This window comes from Dokdonia sp., assembly GCF_039945015.1.
Classification (GTDB): Bacteria; Bacteroidota; Bacteroidia; order Flavobacteriales; family Flavobacteriaceae; genus Dokdonia.
Genome location: NZ_JBDUXP010000019.1, coordinates 74,513 through 91,241 on the forward strand (window position 1 = coordinate 74,513; position 16,729 = coordinate 91,241).

Genomic DNA, 16,729 nt, shown 5'->3' on the forward strand with positions numbered 1-16,729 from the left:
ATGAAACAACTTGTAATCGCAGCCATATTATTACTGCATTTTTCTTCTTTTGCTCAAAACGTGCATGATTATGAATATGTTATAGTTCCTGAACAATATAGTTTTGCAAAAAACATAGATGAATATCAGCTCAATTCTCTAACACAATTTTTGTTTAATAAATATGGATTTGAAGCTTATAAAGTAAGAGATCAGAAACCTGCTGGTTTTCAAATAGGAGATTGTAATGCCTTATATGCAGATATAGAAAGTGAGTCAAACTTTATTACAGCAAAATTGAAAGTAATTTTAAAAGATTGTAATGGAGAAGTGATTTTTATTTCTGAGAGAGGAAGAAGTAAAGAAAAAGATTTTAAGAAAGCATACCATGATGCATTACGCAAAGCTTTTCTTTCTATTGAAGAATTAAAGTATGTTTATAGCGGAAAAAATCAAGAAGATACCACGACAGAAGATGTGACTCCAACTCCAGTTATCGATGAAAAAGAGGATGTGGTTGTTAAAGAAAAAACACCTGTAAAAGAAGAGGTTGCAGTAGTCGTGCAAGAAGTGACATCTATTCTTGGTTCATATCAAAGTGCAGATGGATTTTATCGACTTGTTGTAGAAGATGATAATATTACTATTTATGAAGGTGAGACTAAGATAGGCACTGCAATAATTAATGATAATAATACGTATGAAGTTTTGACCACTCAGTTTTCTGGGAAAGGAAAATTTGAAGCAAATACTTTTGTCGTAGACCGAGTTGTTAAAGGAATAGGAATTGTACAAATGATATTTTCTAAAAACTAATGAAATACTTTTTAACCATAAGTTTAGCCTTCTTTCTTCTAGGCTGTGGTCAAGAAAAAGAGAAAACTACGATAGAGACTTCTTTAGAAAAAGAAAGGGAAGTAGATAAAACTCAAAACCTTTTTGAATTAATCCCTAGTTCTGAGAGCGGGATTACATTTTCTAATACTCTTAAAGAGAATGTAGGCTCTTTAGAAAACCTATTTGACTTCGATTATTTTTATAATGGAGCTGGTATTGGCGTTGCCGATATTAATAATGATGGATTACAAGATTTATTTTTTGCAGGAAATCAAGCTGAAAATAAATTATATTTAAATAAAGGAAACCTCCAATTTGAAGATATTTCAGAAATAGCAGGAATTAATACTGGAAAACATTGGGCAAATGGAGTCACTTTTGCCGATGTAAATAATGATGGATGGATGGATATTTATATATCCCAAGGAGGGCCTAAGCAATCAGAAGAACGCAAAAATTTACTATATATTAATTTAAAAAATAACCGCTTTCGCGAAAGCGCACAACAATATAATCTCGCAGATACAGGAATTAGTACTCAATCTGTGTTTTTTGATTTTGATAATGATGGAGATTTAGATTGCGTTGTTTCCAATGAAAATGAGTTTTATGGATTAGATCCGCAACGATTCTTTGCGAGTATGAAAATTCAAAAAAATCTTGAAAAAAGTAGTGTACAATTATATCAAAATAACGGAAACTCTTTTAGTAAGATAACAAAAAAAGCAGGATTGCTTAGACCCGCTTTTGGATTAGGAATTACAGTGAGTGATATTAATAATGATGGGTGGCTCGATATCTATGTGACCAATGATTATTATGTCCCTGATGTGATGTACATTAATAATAAAAACGGAACATTTTCTGATCGTATAAAAGACTATACAAAACAAGTCTCTTTTTTTGGTATGGGGGTAGATATTGCCGATATTAATAACGATAATCTTCAAGATATTTTTGTGCTTGACATGGCAGCTAGTGATCATATCCGTTCTAAAACATTAATGGCTAGTATGGATGAAGATCGTTTTGCTATGCTAGTAGATGACTTCGGATTTCAACATCAATACATGTTTAATTCATTACAATTAAATATGGGGAACGATCATTTTAATAATGCAGTGCATCAAGCAAAAATGGCAAAAACAGATTGGAGTTGGGCAGGACTTATTGCCGATCTAGATAATGATAGCCATAAAGATGTATATGTGACCAATGGATATAGAAGATATGCATTAGATAATGATATCCAAGGACAAGTACGAGATACTCAAAAAGCGTTTAATGGTAATGTTCCATTAGATGTAAAACAAAAATTATATGATGCAATGCCTACTGAGAAGTTGAGTAATATTATGTTTCATAATGATGGGAATCTACATTTTAAAAACAAAGGATATCAGTGGGGACTTGCTATAGCTTCATACTCAAATGGAGGTGCTTATGCCGATTTAGATAATGATGGTGATCTAGAACTTATCGTAAATAATATAGATGATGAAGCTTTTCTATTTAAAAACACAAGTATAGAAAAAGAAATAGGGAATTATGTGCGTATAGCATTAGAAGGTACTACATCCGAAACTTTTGCAAAGGTTACGGTCGTGTATGACAATGGTAAAAGGCAAGTCTATGAATCAAAGCGAACCAAAGGATATTTATCTTCCACAGAAAATATTGCGCATTTTGGATTAGGTAATATAAAGACTGTAGATAAAGTTATTGTGCAGTGGCTTTCTGGAAAACGAGAAGAACGTACAGATGTTTCTGTAAATTCAACTATTGCATTTGTAGAAGAAGAAGCAACAATGACAGGCAATCCAATTTTTGAAGAGTCAGGTAAGGGGGTATACGCTTTCGCGAAAGCGAACTCAAACTACGGACTTGATTTTGTGCATAAAGAAAATCAGTATAACGATTTTGAAGACGAAGTCTTATTGCCTTATAAGCAATCTACATTAGGGCCTAGTATGGCAAAAGGAGATGTTAATGGAGATGGGTTAGAAGATGTGTATATAGGTGGCGCATCTGGTCAGGCTGGACAATTGTTTATTCAGACAGAGAGTGGGTTTGAAAAATCGAAACAAATTGCTATTGAAGCAGACGCTATTCAAGAAGATATGGAATCTATCTTTTTTGATGCAGATGCAGATGGAGATCTTGATCTGATTGTTGTAAGTGGTGGAAATGAATTTTCAGAAAATTCTAAAGCTTTTCAAAATAGATATTATAAAAATAATGGAAACGGTGTTTTTAGTCAAACATCTTTTGGACAAGCATCCGACGATGAAAATCTTTTTTATAGTAAGTCAATAACAATCATTGATTATGATGGAGATGGAGATTCTGATGTTATTATTGGGAATCGTATACAACCACAACATTTTCCAGTAAGTGCTCCTTCTTTGATTTATAAAAATGAAAATGGAACATTTAGTGATGTAACCAAAGATGTTGCACCTGAACTATTAGATTTTGGTATTGTAAATAAAGTAATCGCTACAGATTTTGATAGTGATGGTGATCAAGATTTTATAGCAGTAGGAGAGTGGTCACATATTGGGATGTTTAAAAATACAGATGGAAAGTTTGCAGATGCCTCAAAGGAAATAGGACTGAATAAAGAAAAAGGATGGTGGTTTACAATCACAGAAACAGATGTAAATAAGGATGGATTGCCTGATTATATTATAGGGAATATAGGAGATAATATAAAGTATAAGGCTACTCAAAAAACACCTTTTAAAGTATTTGCTTCAGATTTTGATGATAATGGAACATTTGACCTCGTGTTAAGTAATAATTATAATGGTAATTATGTGCCAGCAAGAGGAAAAGAATGCTCTACACAACAAATGCCTTTTATCTCAGAAAAATTTGAAACGTATAATGCTTTTGCAAATGCTACAATGCAAGATATATATGGAGATAAACTGACTACAGCTTATCAAAAAGAAGTAACTACGTTTTCATCAAAATTATTATTTAATAATGGAGATGGAACCTTTAGCGTATCAGAATTGCCTACTGTAGCACAATCTTCTCCTATATTGAGTATGATAATCAAAGATGTTAATAAAGATGGATATGAGGATGTTGTAGTTGTTGGAAATATATATGAAACTGAAGTAGAAACACCTAGGTATGATGCTGGTAATGGCGTCGTATTGCTATCAAATCAAAAAGACGGTTATACTGCAGTATCATCATCTCAATCTGGTTTGTATATAGAAGGGAATGCTAAGAGCCTACTAAGTGTATACCATAAAGGTTTAAACAAAGATATAATGCTAGTAGGGGTAAATGATGCTTCTATGCAAGTATTTACTTTAAAATAGTTTAATATCCATATTTGTCATTCCATCGTATTTTGAGAAAATCTCTAAGTGCTTTTTCTCTTGTAGATGTTCCAGGGTCATATAGTTTGGTATTTGTAATTTCTTCTGGTAAGAATTCTTGAGAAATGAAGTTTCCAGGATAATCATGAGCGTATTTGTAATCATCTCCATATCCTAAATCTTTCATTAATTTTGTAGGAGCATTCCGTAAATGTAATGGTATAGGAAGATCTCCTGTTTCTTTAACTAGTTGCTGTGCTTTTTTTATTGCCATATAAGAGGCATTACTTTTTGCAGAACTCGCTAGATAGGTAACACATTGACTTAAAATAATGCGAGCTTCTGGATATCCTATGGTATTTACTGCTTGGAAACAATTTGTAGCAACAACAAGGGCTGTTGGGTTTGCGTTTCCAATATCCTCTGAGGCAGCAATAATAAGTCTTCGAGCAATAAACTTTACATCTTCGCCTCCTTCTATCATTCTTGCAAGCCAATATACAGCTGCATTTGGATCACTACCGCGTATAGATTTTATAAAAGCAGAGATGATATCATAATGTTGCTCCCCTGTCTTATCATAGAGTACGGTGTTCTTTTGAATTTTTGACATAACAAGATCATTCGTAATAATTACTAGATCTGTCATTTCTGTAGTTACAATGAGTTCAAAGATATTAAGAAGTTTACGAGCATCGCCACCACTTAGTTTTAATAAAGCTTCTGTCTCTTTGAGTTCAATGTTTTTATTTTTTATAACACTATCTTCTTCTATTGCTCTTGCTAATAAAGCTTCAAGATCTTCTTTCCCAAATGGATTAAGGATATATACTTGACAACGCGACAAAAGGGCAGGAATTACTTCAAAACTTGGATTTTCGGTAGTAGCTCCTATAAGAGTTACCCATCCCTTTTCTACCGCTCCAAGTAAAGAATCTTGCTGTGATTTACTAAAACGATGGATCTCATCTATAAATAAAATTGGATTTTTTTGTGTAAAGAGACCTCCGCTTTGCTTTGCTTTGTCTATGACTTCTCTTATGTCTTTTACACCACTGTTAATAGCACTTAGGGTATAGAATGGACGTTTTGACTCATTGGCAATAATAGTTGCTAGTGTTGTTTTGCCTATTCCTGGTGGTCCCCAAAGTATAAGAGAAGGTATCACTCCAGCAAGAAGTGCTTGTCGTAAAGATCCCTGCTCTCCTATTAAGTGCTGTTGACTTAAATAGTCTTCAAGTTTTTTAGGACGTAAACGTTCTGCTAAAGGTGTATTCATATTATAAAAATAGGTATTTTGAAGATGATAAGAATGACAATATTACTGTAAATGGAATTTGGCTAGTTCTTTGCTTTTATAATAGTATGAGTTCAAAACGTGAATCGTTTCAATTTTATAATGGAGTAGTGCTATATCCTGTAGGTTTAGTGCTACTTATTTGGATTGTGTATTGGATCGAGGTTCGTTTTAGTGTAAACTTCACATCGTATGGAGTAAGACCAAAAACGCTGTATGGACTTAGAGGTGTTTTGTTTTCTCCATTTATCCATGGTAGTCTATCGCATTTATGGCATAATACAGTTCCTTTATTTGTGCTAAGTACTGCATTATTTTATTTCTACCATAAAATTGCTTGGAAAGTGCTTTTCTGGATACTTATCTTAAGCGGTATAGGAACTTGGCTAATTGGTCGCCCATCGTATCATATAGGTATGAGCGGTGTGATTTATGGACTTGTTTCTTTTTTGTTTTTTAAAGGAATTCAGGCAAAACATTATAGACTTATTGCTCTTTCTTTGCTAGTAGTGTTTTTATATGGTAGTTTAATATGGGGAACATTGCCCATGGATGAGAAGATTTCTTGGGAAGGGCATTTAGCTGGTTTTATATCTGGGGGATTGTTAGGTTTTTGCTTTCGCGAAAGCGTTGAAACACCTCCAAAATATGTTTGGGAGAAAGAAGATTATGATGAAAATGATGACCCATTTATGCGTCAGTTTGACGAAAACGGAAATTTTATAGAATTAGAAGAAGAGGTTATAGAAGAATCAGATGATGAGACTGTTGTAAATTATATTTATAAAGAGGATAAAAAAGATCCTGAAACATAATTATGAACGTTGTCTTACAACTTCATATAATAATGCACCACAAGCCACAGAGACGTTTAATGATGCGATATTTCCTTGCATTGGTAGGCTAGCTAAATGATCACTTATTTTTAAAATACCTCCAGAAACTCCTCTATCTTCACTTCCCATTACAATAGCCGTTGGCTTTGTAATATCAACAGTATAGATGGTCGTATTCGTTTTTTCTGTAGCAGCTACAACCTGAACGCCAGACCCTTGTAAATAATAGATAGCATCTTTAAGATGATCTACTTTTGCAATAGGAACTTGAAAAGCTGCGCCAGCAGAAGTCTTTACAGTATCTGCATTTATAGGAGCTCCTCCTTTTTTAGGAATAATTATACCATGCACACCTGTACAAGCTGCAGTACGTATAATAGCTCCAAAATTGCGAACATCAGATAGTTGATCCAATAATAAAAATAATGGATTTTGACCAGATTCAATAGTTTTGATTACCAGTTCTTCAAAATCATGAAAAGTAATCGGAGAAATTGTTGCTACTGCTCCTTGATGATTTTTTTGAGTAAGTTTATTGAGCTTTTCTATAGGAACAAATGAAGTTTGTATTCCATTTCTCTTTATTAAGGTGTTTAACTCACTCGTAAGGTTGTTTGTGAGCCCTCTTTGCAAGTACACTTTATCAATTTCTTTTCCAGCTTCTATGGCCTCTATAATAGCTCTAGTACCAAATATTTGAAGATTTTTTTCCATGAATTAATGTTTGAGAAACTGATTTTATTAATTTATGCAAAGAAACCATTTCTTATTATAGTTTCTAATTTTTATTTTAATAAAAATCTAAAATCTTTTTTTGACATTAATAGAGTCAAATTTTATGGTACGAGCAACCTTTAAATCACCAAAGTTATATTTACTGTATAATTTGTCTAATGTAGTGATAGTGTCTTTTGCATGAAATAATATATAGTCTTGAAATAAAATACCCTCTGTTCTCCTTGGATTAATCATTCTTCTAAATTGAGCTCTTGATCCACTAAGATCATGTTGTAATGCTACATAATTAATTTCATTAGAATCTACATCTATGTATAATAAGAAATGATCTTCTGGTAAGTCAGGGATTTTTGTGAACTGGATATCTAGTGTATAATACTCTTTTTGGCGAATAGTAACATTGGGTAGTCTAGAAATAATAACATCATTAGTCGTTAAGTTAAAAGGAATAGAAAACGTGTATAAGAGACCAAATAAACTAATTTCTGCCATTCTTTGAGAATAAGATTCTTCAGGTTGCAAAGAATCATTAATACGGTACTGTATAAGTCCGTATTTGTATGACAGTAAATGAGTGTCTGAATCTTTCTGACGTATTTGTTTAAAGTCTGCTCTACCATTATCATCATATTGAAGACTAAATGATGTTTCATCAATTTTAAAGTTGATTAGAGATTTTTTAAACAATTCTTCCCCTCCATGAGCATCCATAGCTTTTTGGAATAAATCTACAGAGGTTGTTTCATTTACTAAAGGTTCGTTGGGTGTTGAGCTGTTTTTTTGTTTACAGCTAAGAGTCAATAAAACAAGTATAATTATAATGTATGATGTTTTCATAGGAAAAAAAAAGGCTACCTAATTAGGTAGCCTTTAATATTTATGTATTTATAGAATACTCTTATTGTCTTGTTAAAGTAAGAACAGATGAGTAAGGAGCACTTGGACAAGTACTTCCGCTATCTCCAGCTGTAATTATAAATCCAATAGTGAATACACTATCATCTGCAGGATCGTATGCACCAAAGTCAGTTCCCATAGAATCACCTTGAATAGCACCACCACATCCTACTCCTCCTCCTAGAGCTTGATTTGGTAAGATTGTTTGACCACAAACTAAATTGAAAGTAATAGGTCCAACAAAATCTCCAAATTCAGGTAAGAAAGGAACATCATTTACAATTCTTTCTGTATCACCAGTACCAGCGGTAACTGAGTAAGTAGCTTCTGTAAAATCTTGTGTAGCTCCAAAATCAGGGAATACACCAGTTGTTACGTCTAATGCGTAGTTTCCTACAGCATAAGCAGCATCTACAGGACAAGTAACAGTTACTGCATACTGGAATGGAGAATTAAAGAATCCTCCTGTAATAATACCTCCAGCATTATTTACAGAAAATACACGGCCATCAGTTAGATTTAATGAAAGACGAACAGTATATGTATCTCCTCCAAAAAGTTGATCAGGTGTTACACCAGCTCCAGCGTTTAATACGTCTGATGAATAGCTTAATGTAACGCGAGGTAAACCAAATGGTTGATCATCTGTAAATTCAGTTGCATCAATAGTTCCTAAAGAAAACTCAGAAAAATTTGCTCCAGTTGTATCTCCGTCATCAGGTGAATTATCAGCAAACGTAGCAAATACATCTACACTTTGTAATAAATCTCCTCCTAATTCATCCTGCTCTTCAATTTGAACAGAAAAACCAGCATCTAATCCGATTGGAAGTTCATTTGATATTATCTGAATCGTACGTAGCACAGCTCCAGTTTCTACAGTATCTTGAACTAGTACTGTGATATTCTCATCTCCATCATCCTCTTCACAGGCGGAAAAACCAATAAAGATTGCTCCTATAAAGATATATTTAAATAAATTTTTCATATCTATTTTGTTGTTTTAAATTATATTTAGTTTGAAGCTGGGAAACCACCAGAAACAGCCGATGGAGGGTTTGTGTCCCAAAATACCTGTACTGATTGATTTGATTTTTGACTAATATTTGGATTAGCAATAACCTCGTTTGCAGGATATGGTATTGATCTTACAAATGGACCCGGATTTGGCTCTAAGTTTGGAGGCAAGGTAGTTGGAAACCCAGTTCTTCTATAGAAGTTATAAGTTTCAGCTCCTGCACCATATTGAGTAACCCATAATTGCTCAGCAAGAATATTCCACTGATCTGCACCAGGAGCAGCAGCATTAAAATCTGCTACGATTCCGTCAATAAAAGTTTGGTTGTCTGCAGATGTTGGAAATAAATCTCCTGTTGCTTCTGATGTTGTAATTTCTCCAGTAGCGGCATTAAATACAGTACCATCTAATAATGTTCCAGGTGAGAAATTAGAATCTAAACTCTGGAATGATTGTACTAAAGATATTGATTTGTCTAATCCATTTCTGATATGATCTGCAGCTGTAGCTGTAGCTCCATTAGAAAGTGCAACTTCTGCACGCATGAAGTCAACAAAAGAACCTAATATAAAAGGTTCTATACCAGCTCCTTCTCCAGCTACTCCAAGACCAACTTGATCATCAAGAGCATCTAAAACAAATTCAAAAGAACCAGTATCACTATTAAGTTCAATAGTACCATTTCTAAAGTTATCTCCATCTACATATCCTCCACCAGGATAAACACCAGATGCAGTTCTAAAGAAGTTATCTGGAGGTGTACCTTCATCATTTCCATGACTACGTCCCCAGTATCCATTTTCTAGGAAACAAGCGATATCACCAAATCCAGCATTAACATAATGTACAGGTGGGGCTTGTAATGAACAAGATAATGTTTGACCATCTCCTGCAGGATTACAAGATGCTCCAGGTGTACAGTCGGTTTGTCTAAAGAAATAATAACGTATTCTTGGATCGTTATTAGTCATCATTTGATTCATTAACCAGTTTGATTGATAAATGTTTGCTCCAGATGGAGTATAATCATTAATGTAATCAGGATGACGTCCATCAGGATTTACATCATTTGTTATATATTGATAACGAAAATCAGCAATACCAGTTGGTCCTCCTACAAAGTTACCACCAGACTCAAGAGATGTAAAAGTTGCTGTATCTCCAGTTGTTAGAGCAGCTTTCATACGTATTGTATTAATAACGCTAAGCCATCCAGATCCAGTACCTATATCAAATAAGTCATCTCCACTAGGGATACCATTTAATAAAGCTTCCGCTTCATCTAAAAGTCCTAGCGCGGCTGCATATACAGAAGCACCAGAATCTACATTTGGAGCAGGAAACTCGTCAGGATTATTTACTTCAGCATAAGGAACGTCGCCAATGTAGTCTACTAAAAGCATCATATTATGTGCTAATAATGTTTTTGCTACTCCTTCTGCATAATTAAGAGAACCATCTCCTGCAGCAGTATTTAGAGCTTCTATAGCAAATGTATTAGGAATCATACCTCTAGTACCAGTGGTAGAGTATGTTCTTGTCCATACAGCATTAACTGATACTGGTGTAACTCCAGCAAAGTAATCTCTGTTGAAGAATACATTAAGTCTAGTTAATGAAGAAGCACGACCATTAAAATAACTCATATTTGATAAGTATCCAAGTTGTACCGAATTCAATAATAAATTGGGATCGGCTTGGTCTTCGCTTAATCCGTTAGGATTGTCTACTAGTTCAAGTTCTATAGTCTCACAAGAGTAAAACATAGCGGAACTTGCAACTGCAATTGCCATTATATATTTAACTATTTTTTTCATAATTGTATTTTAAATTTTTTCAATTAAAATGATGCTTTAACACTTACACCGTAACGCTTAGATGATGGTCCGTTAAGGAAGTCAAATCCACGTCCGTTACCTACACCTACACCTGCTACGTTTGGATCAAAGTTTGCTCCATCTGGTGTGTTGTATGCATCATACCAAAGGTTAAATCCGCTAGCCGTAATGCTGAAAGAACCAAAAGGTGTTTTTTCTAAATATTTCTTTGGTACACTGTACCCGAAAGAAACTTCTTGAAGTCTAACAACCGATCCATCATATACTTGTAATTCTGATGGGCCGAACAGTATGTTTGAGAAGTAATACTGTGAGTTGTTAATTTGTGTTTGGTTAGGAGTTGAATTTCCAGCACCGTCAACATTTACTCCTGGAAGGATAAATGTATTTTCTCTGTCTTCAGTTTCAACAATTAAACCACGACCAAGTAATACAGATATAGTAGATGCGTAAATGTCACCTCCTTTTGTATGGTTTACTTGGAATCCTAAGTTAAAGTTTTTATAAGATAATGTATTGATAAAGTTCATTACATAATCAGGTTGTGGATTACCAATGATTGGTTGGATGTTACGTCCATCATCTAATGTAATATTTGTTTCACTTACATAGTTACCAGCACCGTTTACAACAAAGTTTCCATTAGCATCTCTTAAGATACGATCACCTACGATTACACCTAATTGCTCTCCAAGGATAGCAGCGTTTCCTAAGTTACCAAATCCAGCATATACAATAATATCGTCCGCTTGCTCAGTAACAATTTGCTCTGATTGTGTGAAGTTTATTCTTGAGTTCCAGTTAAATCCGTTGTTTTCACTTTTGAAAATGTCAACACCTAAATCAACTTCCCATCCGTCACCTTCTACTTCACCAATATTAGATTGTGTTTGTGTAAATCCTGTTGAAGGAGCTAAAGGTTGGAATACAATTAAATCTTCCGTTGAACGATCAAAATAAGATACATCAAGACTTACTCTATTTTTCCATAGACGAGCATCAAATCCTACTTCAAATTCAGTAATAAGTTCAGGTTTTAAATCTGGATTTGCTCTAAAGTTATCTACAGAGTTAGTTACTAAACCTGGTTGTTGAACATTTAAAGTCTGAATTACGTTTTGAACAGATGGAAATCCACCAGGGAATCCTGCAGATGTTCCTACACCAGCTCTAATTTTTAAATAGTTAAGAGCATCACTCTTTAAACCATCAAAAGCTGCAGTAGGCAAGAATGATACACTTGCACTTGGGTAAAATTGAGAATTGTTTGCTGTAGGTAAATTTGAAACCCAGTCATTACGAGCTGAAAGCGTTAAGAAAGCAAAGTTATCATAATCAAAATCTGCTTGACCTAATACCCCAACAATATTTCTAAATGTTAAGTTTTCTGTAGCAACTACTTGTCTGAAGTTAAAATGTCTTTGTACTCCAAATACAATTTGATCAGTACTAAAAGTACTTTGACGTTCTCTTTCTCTAGATCTAGATGTAGCACCTGCAATAAATGTAAGTCCTATTTTATCACTAAGATCGTAATCACCGCTTATTGCTGCATAATGATCCCATATTCTAGTATTAATATCAGTCGTGTTATATTCTCCACGAATATCATCACGTCCAGCACCTAATACACCACCTCTATTAATATAACTTACATTTCTTTGGTTAAAGAAATCAACACCACCTCTATACTGTATATTTAAATTATCATTTATAGCATATTGTAAAGTTGTAGTTCCAAATACACGATTTGTTAATTGTGAATCTTTAGCATTCTGAACAAGCCAGTTTGGATTGTTGATATCATTACCATTACGATAGTAAATACTTCCGCCAGTTTCAGGAATTTCAAATGGAAGGTTTGCTAAATCCACATTACGAGGAGTAAAGAATACATTTCCAAATACAGATAATCCAGTAGTACCATTTCCTAAAGAAGCAGCGACTGGAGGTGTAGAGAAATCAGTTCTAGCGTAGTTTAAAGATCCAGAGACCGTAAACTTGTTAGATAATTGAGCTCTACCTCCTATAGATAAGTTATTTCTTCTTACAGTGTTTCCTGGAAGGAATCCTTCATCATCTAAGTGACCGTAGTTTACATTATATGAAACTTTTCCGTCTTCAGAACCACCATTAATATTAATAGAAGTATTAGAAACTGCACCAGTTCTAAAAAATGAATCTACGTTATTATATGGTCTCCATTCGTAACGTTGATCTTGAAACTCATCTTCAAGGATGTTTGCCCCTCCTAAGAATCCATCTAAAAATGCAGAAGATGAATAAGGGTGTTCTACTGTTCCGTCAGCTGCAATTAACTGAGCTGGATCATTTAAATAACCAGCAACACCGTCAGCTTCAAATCCTGGTCCCCAGTTTGAGAAGAACCACCCAAATGATTGATCAAATCCTCCACCAAATTTATCTTGATAATCAGGTAAAGAAGCAATCTCATTTGCAAAGTATGATTGGTTTATTGTAATCTCAGTCTTTTTAGCACCCGTTCCGCGAGATGTAGCAGATTTTGTTGTAATTACAATAACTCCATTACGTCCAGCTGTACCATAAAGTGTAGCAGCAGCTAATCCTTTAAGTACGTTAACACTTTCAATGTTGTTTGGATCAAGATCTAAGAAACGAGAAGATCCGTTATTACCATTAACAAAATTTCCATCTGCATTTGTGTCACTACTAAAAGGAACACCATCTACAATGAAAAGAGCTTGGTTATCACCATTAATAGAGTTGTAACCACGAATAACAACATTAGTTGCAGATCCTGATGTACCACTCTGAGAAGTAATAGCCACCCCAGACGCTTTACCTGAAAGGATACGTCCTACGTCACCTTCTGTACGGTTCTCGATTTCTTCAGAAGAAACCTCACTTACAGCATATCCTAACGCTTTTTTCTCACGTTTTATACCCTGAGCAGTTACAATTACTTCATCAAGTTGATTGTCTTGAGCAAGAGTAACATTAATTGTAGTTTGATTACCTACAGTAACTTCTTGAGTTGAGTAACCTACATAACTAAATACAAGAACGTCACTAGGACTTGCATCAATAGTATAGTTACCATCAAAATCGGTTTGAGCTCCAGTTTGAGTTCCTTTGATTAGGACACTTGCTCCAGGCAATGGTCCACCTTCTTCAGAAACCGTCCCGGAAACTGTTGTTTGTGCAAAAGAAATTTGCACGACAAACGCTAACAAGAGCGTTAAAATTCCACTAAACTTTGTTTTCATTTTTATAAATTATTTGAATTAGCCAATGTCAAAAATCACAATAAAAAGTTAATTACACAACTATTTACTCCTAAAATTAACGAATTAGTTTAATAGACAGATTTATTTTCAAAATAATGAAAGGGGTTCTCTTGTATATATATTATTAAGTTATGGTGAAATTTGATGTCAGTTTGAGTGAATTAAAAGCATTAATAGTTGCATATTTATATTTTATAATACATTTAACTTTTAACTAAAAAAGGATGTAACTCATATGAATTACATCCTTTTATTCTTAATCAGAGAGCTTTTTTATGCTAACTAATTGTGTTTATTGTTTTGTCAATTCAAATACGACTCTATATGGGTCTACATCACAACCTCCAGCATTATCCACATTATCTTGAAATATAATTTGAAATGAACTATCGTCATCTAAATCTATAGATGCTTGATCATCAGAAAATGATTGAGCTAGTAAAGCTGCACCACAACCTACACCTCCACCTGGAGCTTGTAATGGTACAACTATTTGATTTCCGTCAATAGAAAAGTCAAAGGGACCGCAAAAACTTCCAAGTGAAGGTAAGTAACAAAGATCTGTAATTCTTCTGTCATTAAGTGAAAGAAATTCGATATCTATTACTCTCCCTGTTTCATATGATCCAGTTGCGCCAAACCCAGGGAAAACCCCTTCAATAACATCAAGCTTGTACGAACCTGAAAATGGTCCTAGTATACCTGATCTTATAGTAAGAGACGATAATATTGTGGACGTAGTATAATCAGAAGAATCTTCAATATCTAAAATTAAATTTTCAGCTAATGCAGGAAAACCTGTAGGATCAGTAATAGTAACGGTAAATGAACCTGAAAATTCATTTGCAGGAATAGTCACATTCGTCGTGGATATTACATATGAATCTGGATTAAGCGTTGATGCTTCATTAATTAATAAATTAATAGTTCTAGCGTTATTTGATAATTTAGATGCATTAACAGAAAACTCCATTTCTCTTGTTTCACCTACTTCAATTGATAAATTAGCACTAGACTGACTTAGACTTACAATAGAAGGATCAGAATCTTGAATCCCAGATCCAAATTCAGAATCATCATCACAAGATGTAAAAGCTGTAACTAAGATTGCTATAAATAAAAGTTTTATTTTTTTCATTGTGTTCTTTTTTTAATACCCAGGATTTTGAGTGTAATTTGTATTTGCATTGATTTCAGCGATAGGGATAGGGAATTGAAATCTAGTATCACCAGCTGGTAATGTTAATACTTCGGCAGGAGTTCCTGTTCCGTCCCTTAAATCTCCAAAAGTAGATCTTTGTATAGATTCTCCTCTTCGTTTTAGGTCAAAGAAGCGATGTCCTTCAAAGGCTAATTCTACACGTCTTTCAAATTGAATAGCATCTTCAAGAGCTTGTCCAGTTTCTGTTCCAGGTATAAAAACAATATCATTTGTAGTGTCATTGTCATTGTTTTCAGGGAGGTCGTCTCCAAAAAAGCGTAACTCTCTTAATTGATTTAGTCCAGTTAGTGCTTGGCCTTCAAAACCAAGTTCAAATTGGGCTTCAACCCTGTTTAATAATACTTCAGCAGCTCTCATAACTTTAATGTCAAGTCGACCGTTTACTTGTCCAGACTCTCCTAGAAACTTACGTATGCCGTTATGTTCAGCATCACCATTAGCGCTGTCAAATTGGATAATACCCTTTCTTATATCTGAATCGTCTATACTATTAAAGAATTCAAAATCTACTGCGTATTCTGAAATTGTATTAGTTATATTTCCAGCATCATCAAGACTTCCTTGACTATAAATAACACCCACATTGTTAAAGTTTGCTTCTGAGCCAGCAGTGTTGACCGAAAGTTCTATAACGATACCAGCATTTGTGGCGTCTATATATATAGATGATAAATCTTCTTGCGTAGCTATAGCTGTTGATACCTCATTTGATGAGTCAATAGCGTTTTGGTACTGCCCTAAGTATAGGTAGATTCTAGATAATAAACCGAAAACACCGTTTCTTGTTAATCTTCCTTCTGAATTTGATTCAGAAATTAAAGTACTTGCAGCAAGTAAATCTTCTAAAATCTCTTCATAATTTGATCCTATAGATTCTCTTTCAGGGAATATAGGTGTAGGTACGTCAAAATCTACATCGCCATCCTCTACCTTAATATAAGATACTCCAAGCTCACTAATTGCATTATTAGATTGACTAGGTATTGGACCATATACTCGAGCCAAATCAAAATGAGCGAGTGCTCTTCCAGCTAATGCTTGACCTAAGATATTATCTCTCGTATCTCCTTCTGGTAGTTTGTCTATTTGAGAAATAACAATGTTTGAGATATTTATAGCATTATACGCTTGACTAAAATACAAGCCTATGGCTCCTCCAGTAGCTGCTGTATACTGGTAATCATAATATACTTCATTAGAACGTCTTCCTGTAGTGACTAAAACAGCATTGTCTGATAAGATATCAGGAATGCCTTGTAGGGCAGACCCGGGAGAAGAATAATATCCAAATATTTGGTTATACATACCATCTACAGCAGTTTGAAATGACGCAGGTCCTTCAAGAAATGCTATAGGGTTTACGGATGTAAAGGGCTCTAGGTTGTCTATTTCATCACTACAAGAATATGTCATACTCAGTAATAGTGCTGATACTATTGTTAATTTTATTTTTTTCATTT

At 34.2% G+C, this 16,729-nt stretch carries 11 protein-coding genes; 3 read left to right on the forward strand and 8 right to left on the reverse strand.

The genetic code is table 11. The features are described 5' to 3' along the window. Both ABJD27_RS14735 and ABJD27_RS14740 read left to right on the forward strand, forming a co-directional pair. On the forward strand, window positions 1-795 hold the full coding sequence (locus tag ABJD27_RS14735; protein ID WP_348167778.1) for a hypothetical protein: 795 nt from the start codon (window positions 1-3) through the stop codon (window positions 793-795). Then, window positions 795-4,154 (forward strand): VCBS repeat-containing protein, encoded by a 3,360-nt coding sequence (locus tag ABJD27_RS14740; protein ID WP_348167781.1) that lies wholly within the window; start codon window positions 795-797, stop codon window positions 4,152-4,154. Before ABJD27_RS14735 ends, ABJD27_RS14740 begins: the two co-directional genes overlap by 1 nt. Before the next feature lies 1 nt (window position 4,155). On the opposite strand, the gene ABJD27_RS14745 is transcribed toward ABJD27_RS14740, so the two are convergent. Continuing rightward, the gene (locus tag ABJD27_RS14745) at window positions 4,156-5,433 is read right to left on the reverse strand and encodes a replication-associated recombination protein A (protein ID WP_348167784.1); all 1,278 of its coding nucleotides are present in this window, start codon (window positions 5,431-5,433) and stop codon (window positions 4,156-4,158) included. 86 nt (window positions 5,434-5,519) lie between these two features. On the opposite strand from ABJD27_RS14745, the gene ABJD27_RS14750 reads away from it, so the two are divergent. Beyond that, window positions 5,520-6,266: a rhomboid family intramembrane serine protease gene (locus ABJD27_RS14750; protein ID WP_348167787.1), complete on the forward strand. Its 747-nt coding sequence runs from the start codon at window positions 5,520-5,522 to the stop codon at window positions 6,264-6,266. Here the strand turns inward: ABJD27_RS14750 and rlmB are convergent, their stop codons facing one another. The 7 genes from rlmB to ABJD27_RS14785 all read right to left on the reverse strand — a co-directional run bounded on the left by rlmB (window position 6,267) and on the right by ABJD27_RS14785 (window position 16,727). Further along, window positions 6,267-7,001: a 23S rRNA (guanosine(2251)-2'-O)-methyltransferase RlmB gene (rlmB, locus tag ABJD27_RS14755; protein ID WP_348167790.1), complete on the reverse strand. Its 735-nt coding sequence runs from the start codon at window positions 6,999-7,001 to the stop codon at window positions 6,267-6,269. Window positions 7,002-7,088: 87 nt separating this feature from the next. Then, window positions 7,089-7,862 carry a DUF6503 family protein gene (locus ABJD27_RS14760; RefSeq protein ID WP_348167793.1) on the reverse strand — a complete coding sequence of 258 codons (774 nt, stop codon included), beginning with the start codon at window positions 7,860-7,862 and terminating at the stop codon, window positions 7,089-7,091. Between the two features lie 61 nt (window positions 7,863-7,923). Beyond that, window positions 7,924-8,910 carry a hypothetical protein gene (locus ABJD27_RS14765; protein WP_348167796.1) on the reverse strand — a complete coding sequence of 329 codons (987 nt, stop codon included), beginning with the start codon at window positions 8,908-8,910 and terminating at the stop codon, window positions 7,924-7,926. Between the two features lie 26 nt (window positions 8,911-8,936). Then, on the reverse strand, window positions 8,937-10,757 hold the full coding sequence (locus tag ABJD27_RS14770; protein WP_348167798.1) for a SusD/RagB family nutrient-binding outer membrane lipoprotein: 1,821 nt from the start codon (window positions 10,755-10,757) through the stop codon (window positions 8,937-8,939). A gap of 23 nt (window positions 10,758-10,780) precedes the next feature. After that, window positions 10,781-14,026, reverse strand: coding sequence for a SusC/RagA family TonB-linked outer membrane protein (locus ABJD27_RS14775; RefSeq protein ID WP_348167801.1), 3,246 nt, complete (start codon window positions 14,024-14,026; stop codon window positions 10,781-10,783). A 313-nt stretch (window positions 14,027-14,339) separates the two neighbouring features. After that, on the reverse strand, window positions 14,340-15,185 hold the full coding sequence (locus ABJD27_RS14780; RefSeq protein ID WP_348167804.1) for a hypothetical protein: 846 nt from the start codon (window positions 15,183-15,185) through the stop codon (window positions 14,340-14,342). A gap of 12 nt (window positions 15,186-15,197) precedes the next feature. After that, entirely contained in the window at window positions 15,198-16,727 is a 1,530-nt protein-coding gene (locus ABJD27_RS14785) for a RagB/SusD family nutrient uptake outer membrane protein (RefSeq protein WP_348167806.1), read from the reverse strand. Window positions 16,728-16,729: the final 2 nt, after the last annotated feature.

Bases quoted from the DNA above. Each gene is read 5' to 3' on its own strand.
- ABJD27_RS14745 (WP_348167784.1), bottom strand. From the start codon at position 5,433: ATGAATACACCTTTAGCAGAACGTTTACGTCCTAAAAAACTTGAAGAC.
- ABJD27_RS14780 (WP_348167804.1), bottom strand. From the start codon at position 15,185: ATGAAAAAAATAAAACTTTTATTTATAGCAATCTTAGTTACAGCTTTT.
- ABJD27_RS14775 (WP_348167801.1), bottom strand. From the start codon at position 14,026: ATGAAAACAAAGTTTAGTGGAATTTTAACGCTCTTGTTAGCGTTTGTC.
- ABJD27_RS14765 (WP_348167796.1), bottom strand. From the start codon at position 8,910: ATGAAAAATTTATTTAAATATATCTTTATAGGAGCAATCTTTATTGGT.
- rlmB (WP_348167790.1), bottom strand. From the start codon at position 7,001: ATGGAAAAAAATCTTCAAATATTTGGTACTAGAGCTATTATAGAGGCC.
- ABJD27_RS14740 (WP_348167781.1), top strand. From the start codon at position 795: ATGAAATACTTTTTAACCATAAGTTTAGCCTTCTTTCTTCTAGGCTGT.
- ABJD27_RS14770 (WP_348167798.1), bottom strand. From the start codon at position 10,757: ATGAAAAAAATAGTTAAATATATAATGGCAATTGCAGTTGCAAGTTCC.
- ABJD27_RS14760 (WP_348167793.1), bottom strand. From the start codon at position 7,862: ATGAAAACATCATACATTATAATTATACTTGTTTTATTGACTCTTAGC.
- ABJD27_RS14785 (WP_348167806.1), bottom strand. From the start codon at position 16,727: ATGAAAAAAATAAAATTAACAATAGTATCAGCACTATTACTGAGTATG.
- ABJD27_RS14735 (WP_348167778.1), top strand. From the start codon at position 1: ATGAAACAACTTGTAATCGCAGCCATATTATTACTGCATTTTTCTTCT.
- ABJD27_RS14750 (WP_348167787.1), top strand. From the start codon at position 5,520: ATGAGTTCAAAACGTGAATCGTTTCAATTTTATAATGGAGTAGTGCTA.